Genomic DNA, 26992 nt, shown 5'->3' with positions numbered 1-26992 from the left:
ATTATAAATATAGTATTTCCATTCATTGTCCTGGACTTTTTTATTTCAAACATATTATGGCATAATTTCATTTTCTTTGATATAATGCAAAGGAAAATAATATCTTTATATTTTCTTATTATTCCGGCTATTCAGCCACTTTATTACCCATGAAATAAAAATGCAGCCCTTACACCAGATGACAGAAGAATAACTTGATTGGAAATCTTTCTTGCGATATAATAAATTTAAGAAAGCCATGTCTCCTTTTGAGTTATGAGGAAAAGGAGAATGGATGGATCGTGAAACCAATTTAATCAGCTCCAGAGAAGGGAGAATCGCCGCATTACAGAAGCTTAATTTATTGAGCAATACGTTTATGTCGGTAGCCCTTCAGGATGAGGAAACCTGCCAATATGTACTGCGTATCCTGATGGGAATCGAGGATTTAGTGGTCCGGGAGGTAAGAACCCAATATACAATATCAAAAATCACATCCCGCGGGGCAGTCCTTGATGTGCTGGCAGAGGACAGCAGTGGGAAAATTTATAACATTGAGATACAAAAAAGAAGCACCCTGGATCACGGGAGACGGACAAGGTTTTATCATTCCATGATAGACAGTGAATTTTTGCAAAAAGGGAAAGATTATGATGAACTGCCGGATGTCCATATTATCTATATAAGTGAGACAGACTTATGGAAGGCAGGGAGGACGACCTATTCTGTTAAGAAATTTTTTGAAGGTACGGATACCGTTTATGAAGACGGAGTAACTATATTATATGTGAATGCAGCAATCGACGATGGCACAGAAACCGCCCGGATGATGAAGTATTTTAAAGAAGCAGATCCTGAAGATTCCAGCCAGGGTATGCTGTCAAAACGGGTACATTTTTTGAAGTGCGAGGAAGGAGGCCATGATACTATGTGTGAAGTAATGGAACAATTTAGAGAATTGGGCAGAGAAGAAGGACTGGAAATTGGACGGGAACAAGGAATACTTAACCTGATTGATTCGTTCAGGGAAGTCGGAATATCTGACTTGATTATATTGGAAAAAATACAGGATAAATTCAAGCTGACAAGAGACGAGGCCGAAGCATACTTAAAAAAATAAGAAAATTTAATGTGAGAAAAGGGAAACTGTATCCCGATTTATGACACAGGTTTTAAGGAAACAGAATTTTGAGCTTATCTTTCAATAAAGCCAGCACCAATAATCCAGTAAGCTGTATCTGGTTTATTGGTGCTGGCCTCTTTATGTCAACTTTCTATTCCATTATCCCATACAGGGATGATGACCATATGCATCCATGTTATTTTTAGAAGGGTCCTTCATACACATATGAATGGCTGATTTTTTAAATGTCATCGGAAGGGCAAGGATATTGGGGTTTTCTCCCACATATTTCTTCTTGGCATCTTCCAGCGCCTCTTCAAAGGTTTCCCTTGTCTTAAGTCCCATCCCTCTTGCATATCCCGGTTCTTCCGCACCTACAATGTAAATGGCGCTGGTGTTCATCTCCGCAATATGGGCGCATGACATCATGGAAAAGCCGTGAAAGGGATGAAATGCATTGGTAAACCGGTATTTGCGGATATACTCCTCATTGGTGGCAAAGTACTCTCCAAGCCGGTTCATATCCGGCAGTGTATTCATGTGATCGTGCTGGAATAAGTCATACAATTCCCTGAGATAGGGCCACAGCTCATCGTGGAAATAACCGTTGCAGGTGGAAGCGCATATGATGACGCATTTATCACTCAGCACTCTCTTATAACGGAGAACCTGGGCGCTTAAAGCCTGCATCATCATGATCGGATTGGTTCCCATTCCATCTCCATAGTGGAACTTCTGGGGCATACCGAACACAACCACATCGTATTTCTTCTCCGCCCAATGGACATAAGTCCTTTTATCCGCAACCTTCCAGCTCTCTGCCATCATTTCCTTTGCGTAACCGGAGAAAATAGCAATCTGCCTGGAATTGGTATCCAGAACCGCGTCACAGCAGAAGAAGGGGTGTCCCATGGTTTTTTCCATATGCATGCTGATTTCATCAAATTTATTTCTCATCAGACTTCCCGCATTGACTGGAGTGAAATCCTTTCTGTGCATAACAGAAGGAACATGATGGCTGGCTATGCTTTTCCAGTTGGTAATTCCCGTGGCGCTGTGTTTATAACCGCCGGAGTATCCTCCATAGGGATTGCCCTGCACATGGCCAATGAGGATGGGAATATCACTGTCAAATACAAACTTGTTCATTACAACAGGATCACCTCTGTCTGTAAAGCCCAAGTCTATCATATTCTCCTGGTCTTCGCTGTCATGGCTGATGATCTGGCCTGTATGCCAGAATTCATCAAACAATTCTTTTCCAAAAATAGCTTTCGCATCAGACTCTTTGCTTCTGGGATGCAGGCCATTGGAAATGATGAACATAACATCCTTTTTCTCCACTCCTGCTGCATATAATTCCTTTAACATGCACTTGATGCTGACTTTTCTATGACTGGTCTCCTGCTCTCCGCCTTTTACTCTGTCCGGAATAACAAAAGTCACTGTGCTTCCCTTGTGGGCAAGCTCTGTCAGCGTGGGCATTCCGATTGGATGAGCCAGACTTTCCTCATAAGCTTCCATCAGCTTGTCTTCCGGAATATAATCAGGGTCTTTTACCGTCTCTCCAGGGATAAAAACATCCGTATTATCAGGCAGCTCTGCTGCAAGAGTGCCATGTCCGTATTCAAATTCTAATTTCATGATTTTCCCTCCCCGCCTAAATATAAGTCTACAATTTCCAGATACTCTTCCGGATAAAATCCGATCTCTCCCTGAAACCTGGTCAGGGCAATCAAGCCGCCGTCAATGCTGGAGACAGAAGCGAGCATCTCTGCATTTTCTTTCTTAAGTCCGCCTCCGTAAACCACCTGTATACCGGAAACCTTTTCTTTTACAAATCCTGCAATTTTTTCGATATATTCTTTTCCGGCAGGTGTTTTCCCCGGTCCGATTGACCAGATGGGCTCATAGGCAATGACAACCTGAGAAGTATCCACATCACAAAGTCCGATGTTTATCTGCTCTCCTAACACCTCCTGCCAGTTTTCCAATTCATTTTCTTTTTCTCCGATGCAGTACAATACCTTCATGCCCTGTCCAATAGCCGCCTGAACCTCTTTATTCAAAAGCCGGTTCACCGCTGTGGAATCAGTCACTCCTGCTTCAGCCAACACCTGGGCAAGCTGCATCCTCTCTTCACAATGCCCGATCAGCACCTGGGTACAGCCCGCTGTTTTAGCTGCTGCAGCCGGAAGAGAGGTGGTCAGAGCTCCGAAGTTCCCATCCTTTTTCACATCCGTTCTGCATACTCCCTGGCAGCCTATTTCCGGTTGTTTTTCGCCTGCAAGTTCCTTAAGGGCACCAAGAAGGTGCATTTCCGGCATGAAAAAAGTGAATTCTGCTTTACCCTCATATTTTTTAATGCCGCCTTTTATATTTTTTAAAATATAACTTCCCCAATCCTGGATATCCGCAATGCCATTGACACCGCCAAGGGTTTTGGGAACATCAAACCGTTTAAGGTTAACATAAATATTTTTCATATCTGTTTCTCCCGCCTAATGTCTTTGATATTGATAAAGCTTTGCAGCTTTTCTCCCACAAGGGGCCTGCACCACTTTGAAAATGCTTCTGTCACGTCATTGCCTCTCCCATTGATGTATTCAACTGGAAGAGTTTTTTCATACATCATAACCTGATCAATGGGAATCTCAATAAATCTGGTTTCATAAGACTGATCCTGTGTTTCCACCCTCTCAATTCCAACCATGATTCCGCTTTTGCCCAGAATCGCCAGCCTGAGAGCCATTTCACCGGTTTCCATAGCCTCGTCCCGGTCAACTTCTGACTGCCACGCAATGGAAGATCGGCCCGCCAGTCCCGGTTTCTCGCTTCTGGCTTTAATACCAAGTTCTTTCACAACCAGATTTGCAAGATGTGTGCTGACATCACCGTAGTATATGGCCCGTTCTGTTTTGAAAATAGGCTCTACAATAGGGTTTCCGTCTTTTCCTTTTAAACCTTCACTGACAACTACCACAACTCCGCCCAATTCATCATACAGCTTTTTCACATCTTCCAGAAATTCTTCCTGGCAGAAAGGCCTCTCCGGTGTGTAAATGAGATGAGGGGCATCGCCTGCCTTTTCTCTTGCCAGAACGGAAGACGCTGTGATCCAGCCGGAATTTCTTCCAAGGGCTTCGATGACGCACACATGAATGGGCAGGGATCTTACATCTTCTGCAATTTCCTTTACAGTTCCCGCCATATATCTTGCCGCACTTCCAAAGCCGGGAGTGTGGTCCGTAATGGCGATATCATTGTCAATTGTTTTAGGAATCCCAACCACTTTCACATCTGTATTTCCAAGGGCCACACACGCCCTGTTGATCCGTCCGCAGGTATCCATGGTTCCATTTCCCCCGTTGGGAAGAAGGTAGCTGATTCCGTACTTTCCAATGATCTTTGCCATTTCTTCATACTGTTCTTCTGTCAGCGGAAATCTGGAAGAGCCGATAGCAGAGCCGGGAGTGGAAAGCAGTTTTTTCAATTCATTTTCGTCAATGGCCATAAGGTCAACAAGGTCTTCTTTTAAGATCCCTTCCATGCCTCCCATGGCTCCGTATACTGCACCGATATCGCCATGTCTCTTTGCTTCCTGGACCACGCCGTACAGCGATGCATTCATGACAGGAGTAGGCCCTCCGCCATGTACTACCAACACATTCTTTTTCATGTTATTTATATAACTCCTTCATTTCCTCAAGACTTTTGCATTCTACAAGGGACGCTTTCCCGTAAGACCCGAACTGGACAATCAGGGTTCCAACCACTTCCTTCACCCCTTTTTCCATGGCAGTCACGACTTTTTCCACATCCCCGTCAGGAATATTTCCATACATGACCGTATCCATAATGGGAGTGACAAATACTCTGGGATCAAATGCTTCCTTTTTCTCCTCCAGCAGCCTGTATATGGCTCCCACAGAAGAGCTCGTTTTCAGGCTTTCTTCTCTATGGAATAATTCTCTGAAATTCCTGGTAACAGCAAGCCGGATATCAGAATCCACATTGATCTTATTAATTCCGCACTGGATGGCCTCTAAAAGCTGTTCAATGGCAATTCCATTGGCATTGCCAATTTGACCGCCTAAACCGTTGATTTCATTGACAATGTATTCCGGCACTGTAGAAGAGCCGTGTGATACAAGACCGCCTTCAATGCCCTCGTGCCTCATGCATTCACGGATTGCCAGAGGAATCTCTTTTCTCAATCTGACATTGGCTCCCTTTGACGCACCGTGCATGGTTCCGTATGAGATCGCCAGGGCATCAACCTGTGTTTTCTTAAAGAATTCAACTGCTTTTAAGGGATTGGTATAGGTGGATTCCTTAGAAAACACGTGATCTTCTACTCCAGCCAGAACCCCCAGTTCTCCTTCTACGCTCACCCCTCTTGCATGGGCATATTTCACCACTTCCCTTGTAAGCTCCACGTTCCGATCAAAATCCAGGGAAGAGCCGTCGATCATGACAGAAGTATATCCTCCGTCAATAGCTGCTTTGCAGGAGTCAAAATCCCTTCCGTGGTCCAAATGCAGTACAATAGGAATCGATGCATGTTCTCCATACTTTCTGACTGCATCACCGATCAGCTTCGCACCTCTTTTTTTGTCTTCCAGGGTTGCCTTGGCAAAATCCGTACAGCCTCCCATAAATCCATTGGCCAGATCGGCTCCCTGGAGAATTGCCGGGGAACGGAACATTTCATGGACTTCAATGACTGCTTTGGCCTGTGCCACCGCATTGACATTAAAAGCTCCCTGTCCGTAATGATATTTGTCACTTGCGTCTATCAGCGGTTTTAACGGAATTAATGGCATTTTTCATTTCTCCTCCTGATTGGTATATTTCTTGCACTATTTGATAATAAAATCTTAGCATTTTGCCCAACAACATTCAAGGTTTTTTTACTCAAACGTTTGCACAAACAGAAATGTGTGATATAATTAATAAGCAAAGTATCAAACTCACAAAAAAGAAGCAGTGAAACATCTATATAAAAGCTGTTGATTTTAATAATTTCATACAAACAGGGGGAATTTCAATGACATTAAAAGACATTGCCCAAGAGGCCGGTGTTTCCATATCAACTGTCTCAAGGGTCATCAACGATACCAACTCAAAAGCGGCCAGCAAAGAGGTCCGGGAACGGATCTGGAGCATTGTAAGGCGGACCGGATACATGCCCAACATGTCCGCTAAAAATTTAAAGCAGGGAACTGATGTAAAAAAAGCAAAGTCACGCTCCCTCTCATGCCTGTTTGCCCGGACTCCCGACCCCAATGATCCCTTTTTTTCCACAATCGCCAGAAGCGTTGAGGTGGAGGCATATAAACACGATTACATCATGAAGCTTTCCTTTACCTCTATCGATATCACAAAGCCGGAAACATGCCGGTTGATTTTAAATAATGACGTGAGCGGGGTCGTTATCCTGGGAAGGTGCGATAAGGCCACATTAAAATTCTTAAGAACCCATTTTAACCATGTGGTATACACCGGATTGAATGAAATTGACGCAAATTTTGACCAAATTTTGTGCAGCGGTTACCAGGCCAGTTTGTGTGCCATGGACCATCTGATCAGCCTGGGACATAAGCATATCGGATATTTAGGAGAAACCGCTTCAGAAAACCGCTATCTGGGATATAAGGCTGCACTGGAGACACACGGGCTGCCTTACGATAAAAACTACGTCTTATCTGCGGGGCTGACTTCCAGCAGCGGCTATAGCGGAGCGAAAAAGCTTTTGGAGCAGCAGCCCGGTTTGACTGCCATATTCTGCGGCAATGATATGACTGCCATCGGAGCTATGCGTGCCATCAGGGACTGCGGTTTAAAAATACCACGAGATATTTCCGTTATAGGAATCGACGATATTGATACAGCTCAGTATTTATCCCCCATGCTGACCACTGTTCACATTCCAATAGAAGAAATGGGCCAGTATGCTGCGAAAACTATCATAGACCGGATCAACGGCGGGCATACGATTCCCATTAAAATAAATTTTCCATGCTATTTGGCAAAGCGGGATAGCTGCGCGACGCCTTCAAGGTAATGTCTTATGTAAAAGGGGGCTTAATTTCTGTTGGCCAGCGTCCCAAAGGGCAGGAAACTTTCTTGCGGAAAGAAATCCTCATTCTGAATTTCAGTGGGATGATTTAAAGGAAAAGAAGGCGTTTAATACTTCACAATATAAATTCAGCATCTACGGTTATCATTCAGATAAAAACAAATATTCTATGTTCAGCTCATGTATTATCTGAATGACTTCTTTGGTACGGGTACAGCCAAACTTATTTAAAAGCCCTTTCACCTGTGTCTTTATTGTGCTGTCCTCCACATTTCGAATCCCAGCAATTTGATTCACCTTACACCCCTGTAACAACAGCCTTATCAGCTCTCTCTCCGTTGGAGTTAATTTCGAAACACTGTTAATGAAAAACAGGAGACTTCTTTCACTTTTTTGAAGCCTTACAAACTCCTGCAGGATTGTTTCATGAATGTTTTCCTGCATAACCGGACGGCCTTCATATGAACGGCGTATATGATAAAGCATTTCCTGACTTTCACATCCCTTTATCAGATAATCAGAGGCCCCCGTCCCCATTGCAGCCACGATGATTTCCTTTGTTTCATGTGCTGTCAGAAAAATAATATTTGCTTCCGGATTATTTTTTCTGATTTTTTGTGTGGCAATGATCCCCGCGTTCATTGCTTCCATTTCAATATCCATTAAAATAAGATCATAACTGATGTTTTCTGCCAGATAGATGATTTCTTTTGCACTGGAGGCTTCTCCCACAACTTCCATATCAGGCTGGGTGTTGATGAGTTCACTCATGTCTTCGCGCAATAACGAAAAGTCCTCAGCAATCAAAATTTTTATTTTTCCGCTCAAAACATTTCCCTCCCCTTTTACATTTTATTTTTGCATCGTACTGTATGAGGCAAATTAATTACTGGTACTTAGGCAATAAGATGTAAAAGCTGCTTCCTTTTCCCTTTCTGCTCTCCACTCTTAAGGAACCAAAATGGCTTTTTACAATCTCTCTTACATAATACAATCCCATTCCCCAGTTATAATTGGAATTTTTACTGGAGTAAAAAGGCTCGAATATTTTTTTTGTATGACTTTTATCCATACCGCATCCATTATCTCTTATTTCAATAACCGTATATAATCTCTCATTATGACATAATAGTGCTACTTCTCCATCTTCCTTCCTTTCCGAGCTTAATACAGCTTCCTGTGCATTAATCAGTAAATTATATAAAGCCTCACATAAATGAATCTTATCAGCCAGGATTACCGTTTCAGCCCCGGCATCAATATGCACGCAGGCATCCGGATATTTTTCACGAAAAAGTGTTAGGGTATGTTCCATAATTTCTTTCACGCTGACAGGTACCATATAAATTGCATTTGACTTTGCACACCGGTACAATTCTTCCATCCTGCCCAGCATCAGAGTATTGACCTCTTCCAATGTGGTTATATATTCTCTTAACCTCTGTACATCTACCTCAGGCTGTCCATATAACTGGTCGATACGTTTAAATACCACCCTGTTTGATAACAACTGATTCTTCATACTGTGTACAAACACAGATACTCCAACTTTTACAGAATCGAATTTACGCTCCATCACCACATCTTCTTTATTATCCATGTAAGTTCTTCTGGTGAAACGAAACAAACTGTAAAAGCCAAGAATACAGCAGATCACACTGATAATCACCAAGGTCAGATAGCTAAACAGAGAGGGATTCACCTGCATGTACCCGATTCCCTTACTCCAGGAATATGTATACCAGTAAAAACGATACACTTGTCCCGGATCCTGTCTATAGTACAGATAATATATTCCGGACAGGGCAAACAGACATATCATAATTTGGCTGAATTGCTTTTTACAGAACTTCATGGTAATCGATTTGAATTCATAAACCAGAAGAAAAGCAGCTATGAGTAGATATGATGTCATCCAGAACAATGTCCCATTCACAAGGATGATCTGAACCAGGGGGCTGTCCGATGTAATAAACCGATACATTCCGGGATAATAAAGAATCAGAGTTATGACAGGCAATACAGACCCCCCCCTGGTTATCCACTGCTTTCTTCTAATAACAGGAATCATGGAATAATTCATGGCAAGCTTTATTAAAAAATAAGGAAACAGCGTTCTACCCAATGCAATCAGGTATCCCATCTGGTTTAATGTGATAAGGAAATATTGTATTTCATTTTTTATTCTCCTGGAGAAATAAAACAGGCTTATTATTTCCGGCGAAATACCGCCTTTCTTTGCTATGAACAGCATAACTCCGCAAATTTCCAGCATCAGACTTAAACACAATCCAAAAAGATACATGGATTCCTTACTTTTCTTCAAAAATAAAATTAACATGGAGGCTATCACAAGACCGACCGCAAGTATAATTAACACTTCCAGATTCCTCACTTTCCATGATTTATGATTTCTTCATTTTACCACACCGGCAGGAGAATATATATTACCTTTGGATTTTTCTTCCCTGAACAAACACTTCAAATACGTCATTTTTTTCATCCAGAACAACAATATCTGCATCTTTACCATCTTCCAAAGATCCCTTTTTATCGTATACATCTACCAGTTTTGCCGGATTTTCAGTCAAAAGAGGGAGTACCTCCTCCAACGGCCTTCCTGTAAAAGCAAGTAAATTTTTTAAAGCAACATTCTGTGTTAATGTACTTCCGGCACGGGTTCCGTCTTCCAGTCTGGCATCCCCATCTTTAACAATGACATGATTTACCCCTAACCGGTACTGTCCGTCAGACAGTCCTGCTGCCATGATGGAATCCGTAATGGCAATGACCTTATCCAGCCCCTTGGTCTTAATCAATAAACGTACAACTCCCGGATGTAAATGTCTTCCATCACAAATTGCTTCGCAATAAATATCCGATTCCAGTACAGCTCCCATAATGCCCGGAAAATGCTGGTGCATCAGTTTCATTGCATTGAAGGTGTGGGTACATGCAGACACGCCATTGTGAATGGCCCTCCAACTGGTGTCATAATCTGCACCGGAATGTCCTATGGCCACTGCCATTCCAAGCTCTGTCATCTCAGGAATATCATCCACAATACCTTCTACTTCCGGTGATATGGTAATGTATTTAATATATCCCCCGGCGCGTTTCTGATATTCTCTCAACAGAGGCATATTGGGCATCTGCAGCAAATGTTCCGGCATGGCCCCCTTATACATGCTGCACAAAAATGGTCCTTCCAGATGAATTCCTAATAAGTCAGCTCCTTTATGTTCCATATTCCTATGCTTTTTAAATTCATCAATGCATCGTTTCGTTTGTTCCTCCGTATCCGTAAGTACAGAAGCCAGCCAGGAAGTTGTTCCGCACCGCGCCACAGCTTTGCATATTGTTTCCAAACCTTCTGCTGCTGCCTCATTAACATCCACCCCTGCCGCTCCATGAGAGTGTATGTCAATAAAACCCGGTACCACCTTTTTACCCGAAGCATCAATTATATCGGCTTCTTCGGGAAGCTTATCATCTGCCGAAAGCAATCTTATTTTCCCATTATAAACTCCGACTGTCATTTCTTCAAAGGCATGATTGATATAAACTTTTCCGTTTTTTAAATAGTAATCAAACATAAGCTTCTCCTTATTCCGGAAGGCTCGCTACAAATTCCGTAAGCTGGATATTAATATTCTCATGGTCCTGTAACAGACTTACCGGAAAATGCGCACTTCTTTCCCCATAAGCGGCATGTCTTACAACAGCTCTATGCCAGTCTCTAAAACATCCCAGCCGAATTTTTCTTGCCTTTGAAATCTCACGGAATCCAACCGTAATACAGTATTGAGGCATGTCAGCCAAAGCTCCATTTAAATCACCAATGGAATTGACTGCTCTTGTTTCTTTTGCAATTTCAAGTACTCTCGTTTCCAGTTTTAAAAATTCTTCAGGACTTAATTCATCAGAAGCTTCATTAAATGCCACATGACCATTGATACCAATTCCCCCAAAGCATATATCCACGCCGCCCAAAGCCTCAATTAATTCTGGTATATGGGCAATATTACCCGGATCCGGAAAAATGCGCTGGGATTCCGGCATCACCAGTTCCTCGCTTATTTTAGAATACACCATACGGTCCATAAAACCGCGGAAACTGAGCCGGTGCTCCTTTGGAATCCACTGTCTGTCATCCGTTAAATATTCATCCATATTAATAAACCATACGTTCTTTAAACTGACCTTCTCTTTATTAACCAGCTCTATAAAATACGGATACTGTCCCACTGGTCCTACAGGGCATATAAATACGGTCTTCTCTCCCCTCATATTATTTTCTTTGATCTCTGCCAGCATTTCTTCGGCCATTGCCTTAAATACAGCTTCATTATTTTCTCTGACAATAAGAGGAATCTTTGGATTTTTCAACAGCTCTTCCTTGTTATAATAATAGTAATTATGATACATGTTCTCTCCTTTGCTTCATAGCTTTCATGGTTTCATCAACAGGTTTTTTATAGTAGGAATAGAGCTGCCTTTTAGCAACCCTACCCCCTCATAACTACCGTCTTTTATCGAAAACTTCCAGATCTTAATATTCTCCGGCTTCAGTCATAACATCTAACATAACATAGTCCGAAACAGCCGGATTTTTTCCTACAGCTCCTGATTCAACAAAATTGGCTTTCTGTAATTCATAATACTTTTCCACTTCACCATTGGCGGCTCCCCCGGCAACTACTTTTCCTGTCAGCCATTCTGCATCGCCGCGCTGCTCAAACACTGTTTTTACATCCTGCGCTGTCTGCTTTGCAATTAATTCAGAAGTTTCCTCATAGTGATCATTTGCCGCATAATCCATTGCTTTGAACAGTGCACGTGTAAACCTTACTAATACATCTCTGTTTTCTTTTGCATAACCAGGCATTGCGATCCAGCTTGCCAATGATACTGTCTTATCGGAAAATGTAAGATTATCTGTTAACTTTGTCGCCTTTGGCATTTCTTCCAAAATTTTCAGGCTGTTAGGTGACCATGTGGCACATGCATCAACACCGCCGGATAACATTGCAGTCACAATTGCAGAGGCGTCCATATCCACCGCTTTAATGTCGTCCATAGTCATGCCCGCTTTTTTCAGTGAATTAAGAAGGATATCCTCACTGGAGCTTCCGGATGAATATGCCACTTTTTTTCCTGCCAGGTCTTCGACAGAAAGAATTCCTTCTCCGCCGATCAGGGCATCACCATTAGAAATATGGGATAAGGCAAAAATTGTCGCCTGTCCTTCAATACAAAGCTTATGGGCTCCCTGTCCAATATAACCGATATCAATGCTTCCCGATTCCATAGCAGCAATAATTGTTGGCCCATCTTGAAATTCTGTTAACTTAACTGTAATCCCCTCTTCTTCCAAATAGCCTTGTTCTATGGCATTTTCAATTGCCCAAAGACTTCCATAATTAGGCATATATGCAACAGAGACTGTGACCGGCTTCTGGACTGGTGCTGATTCCTGAACTTCTTTTTCCGCTGCTGCCCCTTCCTCCTTTGTTTGTGAAACCTCTGCCGAAGTCACCTCAGGGGTGGTCTCCTTCTTACTTGCGCATCCAATCAACGCACCTGCTGCCAATGATGTTACCAGAAGTAACCCCAATACTTTTTTCCTCATGTCAATCTTTCCTCCTTAATATTATTTTGCAGTATTTTATTTCTATAAGCTCTTTACAACCCCATTTTTCAATGCCTTATTTTAATATTTCTTTAAGGTATCCTTACTTACTTACTTACTTTCTTACCTCCAGATATTCCTGATACACCTGACTCCAAATATAATTTTTTAATTCCAGAAATTTTGGTGCCATCTTTACTTCCTGATTACGGGGATAGGGAATATCGACATCCACAATTTCCTTAATACAACCGGGTCTTGCACTCATGATGATCACCTTTCCTCCCAGGATGATGGCCTCGTCTACATCATGGGTAATAAAGAAACATGTCTTTTTTTCCTTTTCCCAGGTCTCAAGAAGTTCCTGCTGAAGCTGTGTTCTTGTCTGGGCATCCAATGCCCCAAAAGGCTCATCCATTAAAAGGATAGAGGGATTTACCGCATACGCTCTTGCAATGGCAACTCTTTGTTTCATGCCGCCGGAGAGTTCCTTGGGATAGTGGTTCGCAAAATCTTCCAGTTGTACCATCTTTATATACTTCATGGCAATATCTTCTGCTTCTTTCCCTTTGATTCCTTTTATTTTCAGCCCAAACATAACATTCTTCTTGACAGTCAGCCACGGAAATAAGGCGTACTGCTGGAATACAACTCCTCGTTCCGTTCCTGTTCCGTGTATCTCTTTTCCATCGCACAAAACACGGCCGGAAGTTGGTTCTGATAATCCTGCTATAATATTCAGCAATGTCGACTTTCCGCATCCGGAAGGTCCCACGACAGAAATAAATTCATTTTCTCTAATATCAAGGCTGACACCGTTTAAAGCAATCATTTCCCCGTTTCTGGTGTTAAAAACCTTCCTGACATTGTCAATTTTAACTTTTACACTTCCCTCTTCTCCTGCCATCCGGTAAACCTCCTTTCTAGAAACTTGACTAACCGTTCTATCAACATTCCAATAATGCCAATGGTTATAATATATAAAAGCATAGGGGCAGATTCAAAACTGTTATTCAGCGAACGAATCCTCATTCCCAGGCCCGATACAGCACCTGTAGATTCTGCCGCAATCAATGTGGTCAATGCAGTTGAGCTTCCCAGCCTGATTGCTGTTATAATAAACGGCAATGTGGCGGGAGCTATTACCTTAAAGAAAATATGTTTATCACTGGCCCCCAGCACCCTGGCTGCTTTTATTAATGTTTCATCTACATTGATCACACCTTGGTAAATTGTAATTGTCATAATAAGGAATGTGGCAATTGTAATGACAATAATCTGCGGTTTTCGTCCTACTCCCGCTGATATAACAACCAGCGGCACATATGCCAGCGGCGGAATATTGCGGACAAACTGGATCCATGGCTCAATTATATTTCTGATAGGCGCATACCAGGCCATTAAAACAGCAACAGGCAGGGACAATACAAATCCAATTGCAAAGCCGGCCATTACTGAAATCAGACTGCTTCCCATATCTGTCCAGAACACCCCTCGTGAAATCATGGTTTCCAGGGACTGAAACGTAAGAATTATATTAGGAAAACTTCTTGCGGTCTTTGGATTCAATGACAAGAGATACCATAAAATCATTGCCGACATAAAAGATATCAACAGCCAGGCTATTTTAGGAATCTTCTCGGTCCTTTTCCTATTATTCATAACTTTATCTCCTCGTTCTCTTTGTGATAAGGCTATTTTAACATTTTAATCTGAATTAATAAGGTTGAACTTTTTTCATACCTTTTCTTCAAATATATATAAGGAAATTTAACAGAAATAAAAAAAGGCACTTTAGTATACATGTGCCTTTTGGATATACAAAGAATAAGCAGAATATGCAATTTCCCTTAAGTCAAATTGCCGAGAATTTTACAATATTATAAATATTGATCCCTATGATTATCACTAACAAACCAATAAATAATTTGGTTACAGCTTTTTCATCAATCCTCTTGTTGATGATGCTTCCAATGTTTCCACCTAATATACCGCCTCCTACCATGAGCAGGGCATATATCATGTTCACTTCCGGCATGGTTCCTGTAAGAGAAACCTGAATCAAGCTGGCAATCTGTGAAAACATAATGATGTAAAGGGAATTAAATGCAGCTTCTTTTGTCCTCATGGAAAAGAAATATTCCAGAGCGATCAGGTTCATAGGACCTCCGCCTATTCCCAGAAAGCTGGACATAATGCCCAGGACCAATCCTACGGAAACCAGCACTCCTCTGCTCTTATACTGCTTTGTCTTAATTCTTGATTTCAGCAGAGTATAAATCAGGGTTGATGCTGTTATGACCAGCAAAACCGCTGCCTGTACCATCCCGATCAGTGTCTCATTGCCTGCATAATCCTTCAGCATCTGAAAGCCGATCTTCCCTGTCACTCCTCCGGCTACCGCACCAAGAGCCAGCAAAGAAGACATTTTAATATCCAGGCTGGTATTTCCCGACTTAATATTCTTAAATACCGAAACCACTGACATAGAAAGAACTGTACAGCCTGAAAGGAAACTGATGGCCGATACACTCATAATCCCCATTGCATCTAAAACCGGTTTTATAATCACGCCTCCTCCAATGCCGCAAATGGCTCCAACAGCAGAAGAAAGCAGGCTGACTGCAAATACGATAATCATTAATCCATACATGAAAAAATCCCTCCATTTGGTATTATACCTTATATGGAGGAATAAGGCATTAACTTTTTGCTCAAACGTTTTCTGCAATTATTGGCGGCAGAGAAAACTACATAAACAGACGGAATATTTCTGCCCATCCGTTTTCAAAATAATTTGCAGCTTTTCTATGAAGTCTGTTGACTTTGATACGAAATAGGATTATGATACTTGATACGATTTCGTATTGAAATTAGGAGGCTAATTTATGGATAAGAATTATGAAACCGTCAGACGTATCATGCTTGCAACCAATAAGATAGACGGTGTGTATTATCTTCTCGGAAAAAATTACGGTATTAACGAAAACACTCTCGCATTTTTATATGCACTTACTGACGGGAAACCCCATTCACAAAAGGAAATAAGTGACGAATGGATAATCCCGCGAACAACCATTAACTCTATCGTCAAGACTATGCTTGCCGAGGGATATATTATGTTCTGTTCAGAGCAGCACACAAAAGAAAAAGCTATTGTTTTGACGGAAAGCGGCAGAAAATATGCGGATAGATTTTTGAAGGATATTTATTCGGCAGAGGAGAAAGCAATTATTGGGACTTTGGAAAATTACCCGCCTGAATTTGTTTCTGCATTAGAGGAATTCGGTAATCGTTTATACCAGGAATTTCACGAAATACTTCAGAACAAAAAGGAGCATATCAAACATGAACAGTTCTGATTTATACGCAAAGGAAACGCCCCTAAAACTGTTTTTTATGATTGCTATTCCCGGTGCGATCAGTATGATTGCTTCGTCATTGTGGGGATTATTTGACGGGATTTTTGTCGGTAACTTGTTGGGGGAAACCGCTTTTGCTGCCCTCAATTTAGCGTTCCCCTTTGTGCTTATCAATTTTTCACTGGCGGACTTGATAGGTGTAGGTTCGTCAGTTAATATTTCGATATCTCTCGGCAAAAAGGAAAATGAAGAGGCAAACAATTACTTCACCTGTGCTTGCTTGATGATATTTATTATCGGGGTTATCACAGGTGCCATTCTGTTTTTTTCTGCACCGCTTCTTATGCAGTTAATGGGTGCCGATGAAGAATTAGGAACTATGGCAGTTCAGTATATGCGAGTGTATGCAATTGCTTCTCCATTCACAACAATGATTTTTGCTGTCGATAACTTTCTGCGTATATGCGGAAAAATCAAGAGCAGTATGGCTCTCAATATCGTTATGTCGGTGCTGATTTTAGGATTGGAATATCTTTGCCTTTCCGTACTCAATATGGGGATCAGCGGTTCTGCCTTTGCCGTTAGCAGCGGAATGTTTATTTGTACCATTATTGCACTTTATCCGTTTGTGAGAAAAAAACTGACCTTGCAGTTTCGTAAACCGCGCTTTACCCTTCGGTTGATACGCAAAATTATATCTGGAGGAAGTCCGAATTTTTTGAGTAATATTGCCGGACGATTGACCTCTATCCTGATGAATATTGTTCTTCTAAATATTGGAGGCTCAATAGCGGTTAGTGTTTATGGCATATTGGTATATGTCGGAGATACGCTTCAACAGTTGCTGTATGGAACTTGCGACGGTATGCAGCCCGCTATTGGATATAATTGGGGTGCAGGAAATATCGGCAGAGTAAAAGGTCTTATAAAATATTGTGTTATAGCCTGTGCAGTTATTTCTATCGGCGGAACAGTGCTTATGCTTGTTTTCCCCGAAATGATTGCATCAATGTTTATGCAGGAAAATGAAAAAGAATTGCTTGTAATGTCTGCTTATGCTTTGCAGTTATACAGTTTGACATATTTAACAAGATGGTTTGGGTTTGCCGTACAAAATTTTTTGGTCGCTTTGGAAATCCCGCTCCCTGCAACCATACTTTCTGTTTCAAATGCTCTTATTGTCCCGATTGCATTATTGCCTATTATGTGGTCTCTAAAATTAGATGGAATATGGTTGAATACACCGATTACATCTGCGCTTGTTTCTGTACTTGCATTTATCTTTTTTATTCGTCTGCGGAAACACTCTTTCGCAGCAAGTAAAACAAAAAGTGAGAATAATCTGCAGAAATAAAACCCATACAAAAATCCGGGAAGATACAGAACTAAAAACGTTCCTCTGTTATGCCTGAAATGCAAACAAGAACCTCTAATCCATGTAAAGCAACTGAATACAACGGTTATCAGAGAGCCAGACGAAGAGCCGATAACACGCAAGACAAAAATTGCGGTTACCGGCTCTTGATTTTTTTGGAGAGACCGTTCACATTCATATTATACCTTTGAATATGAACGGTTAAATCACCTGTTATGTATGGATAGATTCCCATTTTGTCAACGCCGCCTGTATCTTGGCCGGGCCTGCACCCTCCTGGATCATGGCTTTTATGGATTCCTCTGCCTCTGGCGGACACTTCTTTTTAAAACGCTTCCACATAGCTTCTGCTGACATTCTTCTGTCATAAGACCTAGGAACTACATCGCAGGTTTCCTGGTACCAGTCTAACATCCGCAGCCGCATCTGCACAATAATATCCTGATAATCCGGATCTTCATACCGGTTTATTTCTTCCTGCGGGTCCTTGTTCAAATCATAAAATTCATGTTTTCCCCCAAAGCGGTGTACATACTTATAATCCCCCATCCGGATCATGGTCCCCTTTGCATGTGCCTGATCATCTTTCTGGGCCGTCTGACGGGGCCAGTACATGCTTCCTTCCGGAATCTCCCCATTGAGTCCTGATGCCGCATGGTACTCATCACACTGGTATTCATAGGGCATACGGCCTCCTTCGCAGAAAACCTCTGTTCTTATCACTGCGTTTCTGTCAGCCAGAACCTGAGCCAGACTTTTACCAAACTGGTCCCGCCCGGGAACAACACCGGCAAAATCCATGGCCGTAGCATAAAAGTCAACCAGTTCAGCAAAAGAATCTGTAATTCCAGGATCTGTTTTAAAACCTTTGGGAGGCTTAATGAGAAACGGAACCCTTGTCAGACAGTCTTCAAAGGTATTCTGTGCCTTTTCCACAAGATCATAATCGCCTGTATAATCCCCGTGGTCACTGAAGAAAAAGATGGCAGAATTATCATATTCCCCAATCTCCTTTAAAGCCTCACAGAGCCTTCGGAACTGATCATCTACCTTTCTGCACATACCAAGGTAGCAGGTCCGTATTTGATCGTAGTCCTCTTCTGTGTAATCCTGCATTCCCATAAGTCCTCTCAGCCGTTCCTGCATCAATGCCTTCCCCTTGCCCTTTGATGCCCTGGGGGGAAGTTTATGGGAATCTATCATGGAAAAGTAGGGTTCTTCCACCCCATAAGGAGTATGGGGATACATCAATCCGAGAAACATACAGATGGGTCTGTCATCCACCGGATTTTTCAGCCTCTCAATGGCTGCATTTACCGAAAGATCATCATCAGAAATATACCTGCCATCCTTATCTGTTTCCAGCCGGCCTTCATAATGGGAATAATAATTTTTATCCCCAGGCTTTCCCCGGAAGTCCTTATTAACAGGACCGGCGCCCTCTGACTGACCGGTGGCAAAAAAGATTTCATCGCTGTGCAGATGTTCCAGTCCGGAGGCCTGTCCGGCAAGCAGATCGTTTCTGTCATTCATCCACACATAATACCCTGCCTCCTTTAATTCGGAAAACAGTGTTGAATCCTCTTCATGAAGCAGATACTGCATGGTCCGGTGTCCGGATACATGAGGGTAGAGTCCGGTAAAAAAGCTGCATCTACTGGGTACGCAGACCGGATTCTGGCAGTAAGCATTTCGAAATGACACCGCATCAGTACTGGAGAACTCATCCAGAAACGGTGTTGAAGAAGCAGGATTTCCCAAATGTGCCAATGCATCTGCACGCATCTGATCCGGGTTAAAGATAATTATATTGGGTCTTTTTTCATTGCGCATCTCTTTATGTATCCTCCTGACTAAAAAAATATATCTCCCGCATGATAAGAAGATATCTCATTGTCCCAAATGGCCTGGATCCGGTCCACCCTCTCTCTGGTGTAAAGCAGATATATCATTTTTCCGGGCGGCCACTTCATGGCCAGCCGGAACCGCTCATTCTCATCCATTGGTTCCGTGGAAAAATAAATGTAACGGCTGCCGGTGTACTTTCCCTTTTCTGCCCTGAAAATATTTGTTCCTACCACCCCAACCTCTTTGATTTCATTCCAGGTGTTCTTTCTTATGGGTATTCCCCAAAAACTCATTCGGATTTCATCTCTGTCAATGGTGATTACAGCCCCATACAGTACCGCTATCCAGGCAAACAGACAGGCCACCAACAGGAACATGACCACTCCGCGCCACTCGTGAAGATAAAACATCAGAACCGCCATTCCCAGAGATACCGCTGATGTCCCGGCTGCTATCAGATATTTAAACGTGTGGATCCGAAATTTACTCGTCATAACACCTTACCTCATTTACCCTTTGATAAAAAACCGTTCAATGCATTTTGCCGCTGCCCCCACTGCTCCGCCATACTCTCCCAGGTCTATAAAGGAAACTTCCAGCTTCTCATCACTGGCCCGGAATGCATGGTTCATAAGGGAAGACTGGGCCACCTCAAAGTTCTGATAGTTCCGGAAAACACCTCCCCCAAGGAAAATCCGATGGGGATTGATGACTCCCACCATATTAGCCAGTGCAATTCCGAGGAATTTCATTGCATTGTCCATAATTTTGCAGACCGCTCTGTCTCCCCTGTTCTGAGCCGCCAGAATATCCTCAAGCTCCAGTTTTTCCGGATCCTGACAGATTTTAAGCAGTTCTTCACAGGTACCTTCTGCCATGGCCTGTCTGCACAGCTCTAAAATGCCCCGGAGACTGGAGGTTGACTCTAAGCTTCCTGGCTTTCCGCAATGAGGAACTTTCACACCGTTAGGATCTAAAATCATCTTTCCAATCTCACCTGTTGCAAAATCATTGCCCATCAGGGAGTGATTACGCAGAATGATGGGGCATGCAATTCCCCATGCAACATGGCAGAGTGCAAAGGTGGTATCACCATCTAAAAGCTCCGGCCGGAACAGAGATATAATGGCTGCCCTGGCCTGCACGTTATTCTCCAGCATAGCAGGCAGTCCTGACATCCGACTGATCTCATCTGCCAGAAAACGTCCGTTCCAGCTAACCCTTTCTGTCTCCAGATTGTTCAGGATACCTCTTTCCGAATCCACAATTCCCGGAGTCGAAACTCCGATTCCAAGCAGCTTTTCCCATTCCGCAGGATATCTGCTCCTGACCGTATGCAGAAGGTTCTTCATCTGTTCCAGCATGGTCTCATAATCATCAGACACCACATCCGTCTTTTCAAGAATATGGGCTTCTCCTCTGAGATTTGTAATACAGTAATGAGTCACATCTCTTCCCAGTGAAATTCCCAGAGCCAGCTTTGATTCTGCAACCAGATCAATGTTAATGGGCTTCCGGCCAACTCCCTTTACTGTCTGCTTTTTCTGATCTCCCTTCAGCTCTTGTACGACTCCCTGCTGAATCATCTCCAGCACAATATTGGTGATCGTAGGCGGAGTCAATTCCAGCCGTTCCGCTATCTCAGCTCTGGAAATAGGTGCACTCTGATAAAGCACCCTTTTAATAGACTCCATATTCTGCTGCTTTATTTTCATTAGATTTTTCCCCTGTAATACAGGCATACTGTTTCCCCCTTGAATTTTCATCTTCTATTTATTAATTATATAAATTATATTTTATAAATCCATCATATCATATTTTTTTAAATTTGTAAAAAAAATATTAAAGTTACTAATATATGTTGATTTTATGCCTGTTCTTCTATATAATGACAATAGGAATTTCTTAATCAATTTAATTTATTAAATATATTTTTCATGTTTCACACTATATCATAACAGGAGATTAACATAATATGAAAATCGGATTCATTACAAATGCACTTGTGGAACAGGCAAGGCGGAGTTTCGAGAATCAGTTTCAAACTCTGGAGGAAGTGGCCGACTGGGGGGCAGCACATGGATTTACTGACTTGGAATGCGGTCCCATGCTCCCCCTGGACCGGAATTCCTATGAAAAAGTCCTGTCTGACGGCAGAATATCCATTTCAACACTGATCTACTGCCGCAATTATCTGAGCACAGATAAAGAAGAAGCCAGAACACATCTGGCCGAATTGAAAAAACGGATTGAATTTGCCAGTGCCCTTGGAATTCCAAAGGTGGTGACTTCTACGGGGATTAACAAGAGTATTGAGGAAGGCATTTATGACCGTGACCCTTCCGTAAAAGACAGGGGAAACATGATCCGGCGCATCCCTGTCCGGAGTCTTGACCAGGTGGTGGATGTATTGGGTCCCATGGTGGAACTGGCAGAAAAAAACAATGTGAAACTCTGCTTTGAAAATTGTCCTCTCATGGGCAATATTGCCATCTCCCCTGTGATGTGGACCCAGATTTTTGACCGCCTGGGAAGTGATATGGCAGGGCTTGCCTATGACCCCAGTCACCTTGTCTGGGAGATGATAGACCCTTATGCACCGGTCAGTGAATTTAAGGACCGGATTTTTCACGTTCATGCAAAAGACGCTGCCATTGACCGGGAACAACTGGCGCGCACCGGCATCTTAACAGATTTCAGCTGGTGGAGCTACCGCATTCCCGGAAGAGGCGAACTGGACTGGAAAAAACTCATCGGCCTGCTGAAAGAAAACGGCTACGACGGGACCATCAGCTTAGAGCATGAGGATGCAGCTTATGAAGGAAGTCTTGATGCTGTAGAAAACGGATTAATTGAGGGGAAAGCGTATCTGGAAAACCTCATTCTATAATATAAACTTAACAGTCCAGTACGGAGGAATAATGGGGTTAAAATCAGTGTCATGCAAGAAAATCCCCGTCCTGAACAGTTACATATAAACAATAAAAAGGCGGAGGTATTAACATGGTTAGAATCGGTATTATCGGAAGCGGAAGCACCATCGGCATTGCGCAGAATCACATTAAGGCATATCAGTGCTGTGAGGATGCAGTCATTACGGCAGTCTATGATATTGCAGAAGGACGTGCCCAGGGTTACATCGAAAAGCTGGAAATGAAGGATGCAAAAGCCTGCAGCAGTCTTGAAGAGCTCTTTTCCCTCTGCGATGCGGTCAGCATATGTACACCAAATTCAACCCACGTGGAATTGTCTGTGACTGCCTTAAAAGCAGGAAAACACGTTCTGTGTGAAAAACCGTTTGCTCCTGTCCCAGAAGATTGCGACGAGGCATTAAAGTATGCAAAGGAAACCGGAAAGGTTGCCATGATCGGCCTGTGCTACCGGGATATTCCAGGGTTTGTATACATGAAACAGCTTCTCGATGAGGGAGTCATGGGACGGATTTTCTTTGTCCGGGAAGAACAGGGCGGTGACCGCATTGCCGACCCGGAAGTCAAATTGGAATGGCGCATGCAGAAGGAGCTTTCCGGTCCAGGTGCTTTAGCCGACTTTGGCAGCCATATGATGGACATCTGCGACTATCTCCTCCGCGATATCTGTGGCCCCATCTGCGACATCACCGCAATGCAGGACACATGCATTAAGGAAAGAGAGATCATAGGAAAGCCCGGCGAAATGGGAACTGTGAACAATGATGATGTGGCCTGCTGGATCTGCCGCACTACCGGAGGAACCCTTTATAATTTTACAGCAAGCCGGGTAGGTGCAACCTTTATGCTGGAAATTGTGGGAGAAGGCGGAAAAATGACCTTCCACGGAAACCGGCCATTTGAACTGACACTCCAGCTAAAGGATAAAAACGGCGGCTATTCCAAACAGCCGGAAGTGGTTCCTGTTCCGGAGTCATGCTACGGCGGAGACAAAAACGCTCCCCGGGTTCCCTTTGCCATTAACTTCTACTACGAAATCCGCCAGTTCCTGGATGCCATTCAAAAAGGAAGTGACACACTTCTCACCTTTGAACGGGGGAAATATATCCAGACTCTCATCCAGTATGCCCAGGATTCCGCTGACCGTCAGGAAATTGTACACATAAACGAAAATCAAGGGGGAAATCAATTATGAAATTAGGTGCTCATTGTGTCCTTTACGGAGCTGAAATTGCATCGGATACAGAAGCCGTAATCAAACGGCTGGCAGATTCCGGCGCCGAAGGCTGTGAACTGGGGGAGCGTTTTTTCGGAGTCGAGGACCGGGAAAAGCTGACCGCTGTATTGGATAAATACCATGTAGCTCTGGCTGGAATGCACGCCAACAATGTAAAGCTTTTAGATCTTCTCCATGATCCTGGCACAGCCCGGACTGCCATGGAAAAAGTTGCCCGGTTTGTTTCTGTGCTTCCCAATAAAAATATCATTGTCACCGGCGGAGTTCCGGACATGGAGCAGCTTAAAACCTGCACCCTGGCCCAAGGTGTTCCCCACAAGGACCTTCACGATCCTGAAAATGTCCGGATCATGGCTGAAAACTTCAATGCCATTGCCGGGGATATCTACAAAGAATACGGTGTCCGTGTCAATTACCACAACCACAGTTGGGAATTTGCCGATGACGGCCTGATCTGGTTTGCCCTTGCGGACTACGCTCCCGAAGTTCATTTTGCCCTGGATACCGGCTGGGCTGCTGTATCCGGCTTTGATCCGGCAGAACTTTTAAAACAGTATCCCGGCAGATTCCATTATGTTCATTTAAGAGACTACAAGAAATCAGATAACCCCATGGCCTTAAATTTCAATGAGGTTCATGCCGGATACGTTGACCTTGGCACCGGAGATATGGACTATCCCCGTCTCATGAGACAGTTGAACCAGAATCTTGATGAAAATGATTGGGCAATTGTGGAGTACGAACTTGGAAACTTTGATCAGTCCAGCTACCAAAAGGCTCTCAGCTATCTTCATGGAATCCGTGACATGCTCCAGACAGAAGGGAGATGATCGTATGTCTAAACTTCGTGCATCCGTTATTGGCTGCGGAAGAATTACCTCTGCCTATGTTCCTGCACTGCAAAACATCGGCTCAGAAACTGTGGAAGTGGTGCTGGCTATGGACAAGCACCTTGACCGTGCAGAGAAATTTGCGGAAAACTTCCCCGGCTGCGCTGCCTCTGATACGGTAGACTTAATAAGCTTTAAAAACCTGCTCAGGGAACATCGCCCCGACATCCTTCACATCCTTCTGCCCCACCATCTCCACTGCGAATATGCGGTGGCAGCCCTGGAATCAGGTGTCAACGTGCTGACGGAAAAACCCATCGGAATCTCTTTAAAGGACGCTGATCAGATGATTGACGCCAGTAAAAGAAGCCAAAAACAGTTGGGTGTCATCTTCCAGAACCGCTATATCGACGGTGTGGAACGGGTGCGTTCCCTGATTCAGGATGGAACTCTTGGAGCCGTGAAAGGCGCATTTTCTATACTGGCATGGCATCGTCCCCCCAGTTATTATGAATGTGACTGGAAGGGAAGCTGGCAGACCGAGGGCGGCGGTGTGATTATCGACCAGGCAATCCATTCCATTGACCTGGTCCGGTATATGACCAACATGGACGCTGTCAAGGTTCAGGGGCACATTGCCCGCAGAGTCCTCGAAACCATTGAGGTGGAAGATGTGGCAGATGCAGCCATTACCCTGGAAAACGGTGCCGTATACAGCTTTTTTGCCTGCAACTATTACACCAAAAACAGCCCCATACGCATAGAGATTCATTGTGAAAACGGAACTGCCCTTCTGACCGCAGATCAGATGGACATCTCCTGGGAAAACGGAGAAAGGGAGTCCATTCTTCCCAGCCTTGACTCCAGCACTGCAGGCGGCGAAAGTTACTGGGGTGTTTTCCACGAAAAGCAGATCAGAAGCTGCTATGAGGCTCTCATTCATGGAGAGCCAATGCCCTGGAGTCCTGAGGATGCAAAGAAAACCCTGGAAATTGTTTTGGGCATCTATCTCTCCGCCCGGATTTCTGACACAGTAACCATATAAAACAGCAATAAAATAGAGGTGAACGCCAAATCATGGCCACCTCTATTTTTATGTTCTCATATCCTATTGCAGCTTTTTTCTCATGGCTGCTGCCCAAGGAGTCGGTTCGAAAGGTGCCTTTCTTTGAACCGGATTCTCCACCATAGGGATTTCCGGACAGGGCCATCTTTCCTCCTGATCATCATAATTGCATTTTGTGAGGATTCTAAGCTGATTCATCAGCCAGTTTTCATGAATCATAATCGTATCATAATCCTTATATTCCTCAGTTTTTGCCTTCAAACGTCCTGCAATCTCCGGATACTTTCCGATAACGTTACAGCGTTCATGAGGATCGGCTTTACAGTCGAAAAGCTGGTCCTTTCCTTCAAACCCGGAATAGGTGGTGAATTTCCAGTTCCGGTACCGCACCATACGCCCCAGGCAGGTATCCCCATTTGGCAGATACATGTATTGTTCACTTACAACCATGCGTTCCTCATCCACTGCTTCACCTGCTATGACAGGCACAAGACTCTTTCCGTCACCCGGAAGAATTTCTGCTCCCGCCAGTTCACAGATGGTAGGCCCCATGTCCATAATGCTGACCGGAGTATCAATCACCTTTCCCTTGGGAATTCCGTCTCCCTCAATCAGGAAAGGAATGTGTACCGAAGGATCATAAAACACCTGTTTTCCATAATAACCCCGGTCACCGTTCATATCTCCATGGTCTGAAACATAGATAAAGATTCCTTCGTGTCCGTTCCTCTCCACGTATTCCCGGAAGGCCTTGTAAACCGTCTCTATATGATAATCCGTAGTCTCCACCAGTCCGTAGTATGCCGCTCTCGCCGCTCTTACCACATCAGGGTCCGTCTCACAAAGCTTACCGTCCAGTACCGGATGCTCACCCGCAATCTTCTCTGCTCCCTCTAAGGAAACCTTATCATAATAATAATCATACAGCCCCTTCGGTGCCACATAGGGGAAATGGGGCCCATATGCACCTACCGTGATAAACTGCGGTTTTTCATAATTCCCAGCCAGATACTCCAATGCTCTGGCTGTCACATAGCGGTCATAAGCAAGGACCGGTGAATCGCCTCCGCCCATATAATATACAGAGCTGTTTTCATCGAAGCCCCTGATCTGGGTTCCTCCTTTCATTCCCTGATTCGGCACCCCATTATGAAATACCGGAGTTCTGTCGCCCGCAATACGTTTTGCATAGCCATGTCTCTGATCCGGTCCTACAAAATGCATCCGTCCGCAGAGCACCGTATCATAGCCGGATACAGTCAGGCTGTGCAGAAAAGTAGCCTGGTCTGAGCTGATAGAATTAAAATTGAACAGCACTCCATTATTGCTGGGAAGAAGTCCGGAAATCATGGAAGCCCTGGCCGGAACACATAACGGACAGGAAGTCATGGCATTAGTCATGACCGTTGCCTGCTTTGCCAGTTTATCCAGCGTAGGCGTGCGGACAACCGGATTGCCTGCATAGCCCTGCAAATTATATGAGTGCTGATCAGACATATATAACAGAATATCTCTAACCATAGTTCCT

The 26992-nt window shown here is 43.6% G+C and carries 25 protein-coding genes; 9 read left to right on the top strand and 16 right to left on the bottom strand.

Annotated elements, in window-relative coordinates:
* Positions 1–274 precede the first annotated feature (274 nt).
* Positions 275–1099 (top strand): PD-(D/E)XK nuclease family transposase, encoded by an 825-nt coding sequence (locus QM657_RS01900; RefSeq protein ID WP_415064830.1) that lies wholly within the window; start codon positions 275–277, stop codon positions 1097–1099.
* 162 nt (positions 1100–1261) lie between these two features.
* Here QM657_RS01900 and QM657_RS01895 read toward each other — a convergent pair whose 3' ends face one another.
* The 4 genes from QM657_RS01895 to QM657_RS01880 are packed head-to-tail and all read right to left on the bottom strand — an operon-like array spanning position 1262 to position 5928.
* Complete coding sequence (locus QM657_RS01895; RefSeq protein WP_415064829.1) at positions 1262–2746, bottom strand: lactate racemase domain-containing protein; 1485 nt, start codon at positions 2744–2746, stop codon at positions 1262–1264.
* Entirely contained in the window at positions 2743–3588 is an 846-nt protein-coding gene (locus QM657_RS01890) for a triose-phosphate isomerase (protein WP_415064828.1), read from the bottom strand. The genes QM657_RS01895 and QM657_RS01890 overlap by 4 nt, the downstream gene beginning before the upstream one ends.
* Entirely contained in the window at positions 3585–4781 is a 1197-nt protein-coding gene (locus QM657_RS01885; protein WP_415064827.1) for a diphosphate--fructose-6-phosphate 1-phosphotransferase, read from the bottom strand. Before QM657_RS01885 ends, QM657_RS01890 begins: the two co-directional genes overlap by 4 nt.
* A gap of 1 nt (position 4782) precedes the next feature.
* Positions 4783–5928: a class II fructose-bisphosphate aldolase gene (locus QM657_RS01880; protein WP_415064826.1), complete on the bottom strand. Its 1146-nt coding sequence runs from the start codon at positions 5926–5928 to the stop codon at positions 4783–4785.
* 224 nt (positions 5929–6152) lie between these two features.
* Here QM657_RS01880 and QM657_RS01875 point away from each other — a divergent pair, with 224 nt between their 5' ends.
* Positions 6153–7169 carry a LacI family DNA-binding transcriptional regulator gene (locus QM657_RS01875; RefSeq protein WP_415064825.1) on the top strand — a complete coding sequence of 339 codons (1017 nt, stop codon included), beginning with the start codon at positions 6153–6155 and terminating at the stop codon, positions 7167–7169.
* Positions 7170–7328: 159 nt separating this feature from the next.
* Here the strand turns inward: QM657_RS01875 and QM657_RS01870 are convergent, their stop codons facing one another.
* The 8 genes from QM657_RS01870 to QM657_RS01835 all read right to left on the bottom strand — a co-directional run bounded on the left by QM657_RS01870 (position 7329) and on the right by QM657_RS01835 (position 15469).
* Positions 7329–8012: a response regulator gene (locus QM657_RS01870; protein WP_415064824.1), complete on the bottom strand. Its 684-nt coding sequence runs from the start codon at positions 8010–8012 to the stop codon at positions 7329–7331.
* 58 nt (positions 8013–8070) lie between these two features.
* The gene (locus QM657_RS01865; protein WP_415064823.1) at positions 8071–9510 is read right to left on the bottom strand and encodes an ATP-binding protein; all 1440 of its coding nucleotides are present in this window, start codon (positions 9508–9510) and stop codon (positions 8071–8073) included.
* Positions 9511–9631: 121 nt separating this feature from the next.
* A complete protein-coding gene (gene nagA / locus QM657_RS01860) occupies positions 9632–10780 on the bottom strand; it encodes an N-acetylglucosamine-6-phosphate deacetylase (RefSeq protein WP_415064822.1) in 1149 nt (382 codons plus the stop codon).
* Between the two features lie 10 nt (positions 10781–10790).
* Positions 10791–11612: a glucosamine-6-phosphate isomerase gene (locus QM657_RS01855; RefSeq protein WP_415064821.1), complete on the bottom strand. Its 822-nt coding sequence runs from the start codon at positions 11610–11612 to the stop codon at positions 10791–10793.
* A 124-nt stretch (positions 11613–11736) separates the two neighbouring features.
* Entirely contained in the window at positions 11737–12816 is a 1080-nt protein-coding gene (locus QM657_RS01850; RefSeq protein ID WP_415064820.1) for an ABC transporter substrate-binding protein, read from the bottom strand.
* 115 nt (positions 12817–12931) lie between these two features.
* Positions 12932–13723: an ABC transporter ATP-binding protein gene (locus QM657_RS01845; RefSeq protein WP_415064819.1), complete on the bottom strand. Its 792-nt coding sequence runs from the start codon at positions 13721–13723 to the stop codon at positions 12932–12934.
* Positions 13699–14478 (bottom strand): ABC transporter permease, encoded by a 780-nt coding sequence (locus QM657_RS01840; RefSeq protein ID WP_415064818.1) that lies wholly within the window; start codon positions 14476–14478, stop codon positions 13699–13701. The genes QM657_RS01845 and QM657_RS01840 overlap by 25 nt, the downstream gene beginning before the upstream one ends.
* A 193-nt stretch (positions 14479–14671) precedes the next feature.
* Complete coding sequence (locus QM657_RS01835; protein WP_415064817.1) at positions 14672–15469, bottom strand: TSUP family transporter; 798 nt, start codon at positions 15467–15469, stop codon at positions 14672–14674.
* 235 nt (positions 15470–15704) lie between these two features.
* Between QM657_RS01835 and QM657_RS01830 the strand changes: the two genes are divergently transcribed.
* The 3 genes from QM657_RS01830 to QM657_RS01820 are packed head-to-tail and all read left to right on the top strand — an operon-like array spanning position 15705 to position 17703.
* On the top strand, positions 15705–16178 hold the full coding sequence (locus QM657_RS01830; protein WP_415064816.1) for a MarR family transcriptional regulator: 474 nt from the start codon (positions 15705–15707) through the stop codon (positions 16176–16178).
* Positions 16165–17532 (top strand): MATE family efflux transporter, encoded by a 1368-nt coding sequence (locus QM657_RS01825; RefSeq protein WP_415064815.1) that lies wholly within the window; start codon positions 16165–16167, stop codon positions 17530–17532. Before QM657_RS01830 ends, QM657_RS01825 begins: the two co-directional genes overlap by 14 nt.
* A gap of 45 nt (positions 17533–17577) precedes the next feature.
* Positions 17578–17703: a cysteine-rich KTR domain-containing protein gene (locus QM657_RS01820; RefSeq protein ID WP_415064969.1), complete on the top strand. Its 126-nt coding sequence runs from the start codon at positions 17578–17580 to the stop codon at positions 17701–17703.
* A gap of 63 nt (positions 17704–17766) precedes the next feature.
* On the opposite strand, the gene QM657_RS01815 is transcribed toward QM657_RS01820, so the two are convergent.
* The 3 genes from QM657_RS01815 to QM657_RS01805 are packed head-to-tail and all read right to left on the bottom strand — an operon-like array spanning position 17767 to position 21116.
* On the bottom strand, positions 17767–19386 hold the full coding sequence (locus QM657_RS01815) for a sulfatase-like hydrolase/transferase (protein WP_415064814.1): 1620 nt from the start codon (positions 19384–19386) through the stop codon (positions 17767–17769).
* Between the two features lie 20 nt (positions 19387–19406).
* Entirely contained in the window at positions 19407–19895 is a 489-nt protein-coding gene (locus tag QM657_RS01810; protein WP_333650143.1) for a hypothetical protein, read from the bottom strand.
* A gap of 15 nt (positions 19896–19910) precedes the next feature.
* Positions 19911–21116 (bottom strand): ROK family transcriptional regulator, encoded by a 1206-nt coding sequence (locus QM657_RS01805; RefSeq protein ID WP_415064813.1) that lies wholly within the window; start codon positions 21114–21116, stop codon positions 19911–19913.
* 260 nt (positions 21117–21376) lie between these two features.
* Here QM657_RS01805 and QM657_RS01800 point away from each other — a divergent pair, with 260 nt between their 5' ends.
* From QM657_RS01800 to QM657_RS01785, 4 genes are all read left to right on the top strand, one after another.
* Positions 21377–22291: a sugar phosphate isomerase/epimerase family protein gene (locus QM657_RS01800; RefSeq protein ID WP_415064812.1), complete on the top strand. Its 915-nt coding sequence runs from the start codon at positions 21377–21379 to the stop codon at positions 22289–22291.
* A gap of 113 nt (positions 22292–22404) precedes the next feature.
* Positions 22405–23526, top strand: a complete 1122-nt coding sequence (locus QM657_RS01795; RefSeq protein WP_415064811.1) for a Gfo/Idh/MocA family protein — start codon at positions 22405–22407, stop codon at positions 23524–23526.
* Positions 23523–24398, top strand: a complete 876-nt coding sequence (locus tag QM657_RS01790; RefSeq protein WP_415064810.1) for a sugar phosphate isomerase/epimerase family protein — start codon at positions 23523–23525, stop codon at positions 24396–24398. Before QM657_RS01795 ends, QM657_RS01790 begins: the two co-directional genes overlap by 4 nt.
* A 4-nt stretch (positions 24399–24402) precedes the next feature.
* Positions 24403–25443 carry a Gfo/Idh/MocA family protein gene (locus QM657_RS01785; RefSeq protein WP_415064809.1) on the top strand — a complete coding sequence of 347 codons (1041 nt, stop codon included), beginning with the start codon at positions 24403–24405 and terminating at the stop codon, positions 25441–25443.
* Positions 25444–25506: 63 nt separating this feature from the next.
* On the opposite strand, the gene QM657_RS01780 is transcribed toward QM657_RS01785, so the two are convergent.
* The gene (locus QM657_RS01780; RefSeq protein ID WP_415064808.1) at positions 25507–26985 is read right to left on the bottom strand and encodes a sulfatase-like hydrolase/transferase; all 1479 of its coding nucleotides are present in this window, start codon (positions 26983–26985) and stop codon (positions 25507–25509) included.
* Positions 26986–26992 lie beyond the last annotated feature (7 nt).

Origin of the sequence: Lacrimispora sp. (genome assembly GCF_047605665.1) — a bacterium.
Taxonomy (GTDB): Bacteria; Bacillota; Clostridia; order Lachnospirales; family Lachnospiraceae; genus Lacrimispora.
This window is presented reverse-complemented; position numbering and strand designations above follow the sequence as displayed.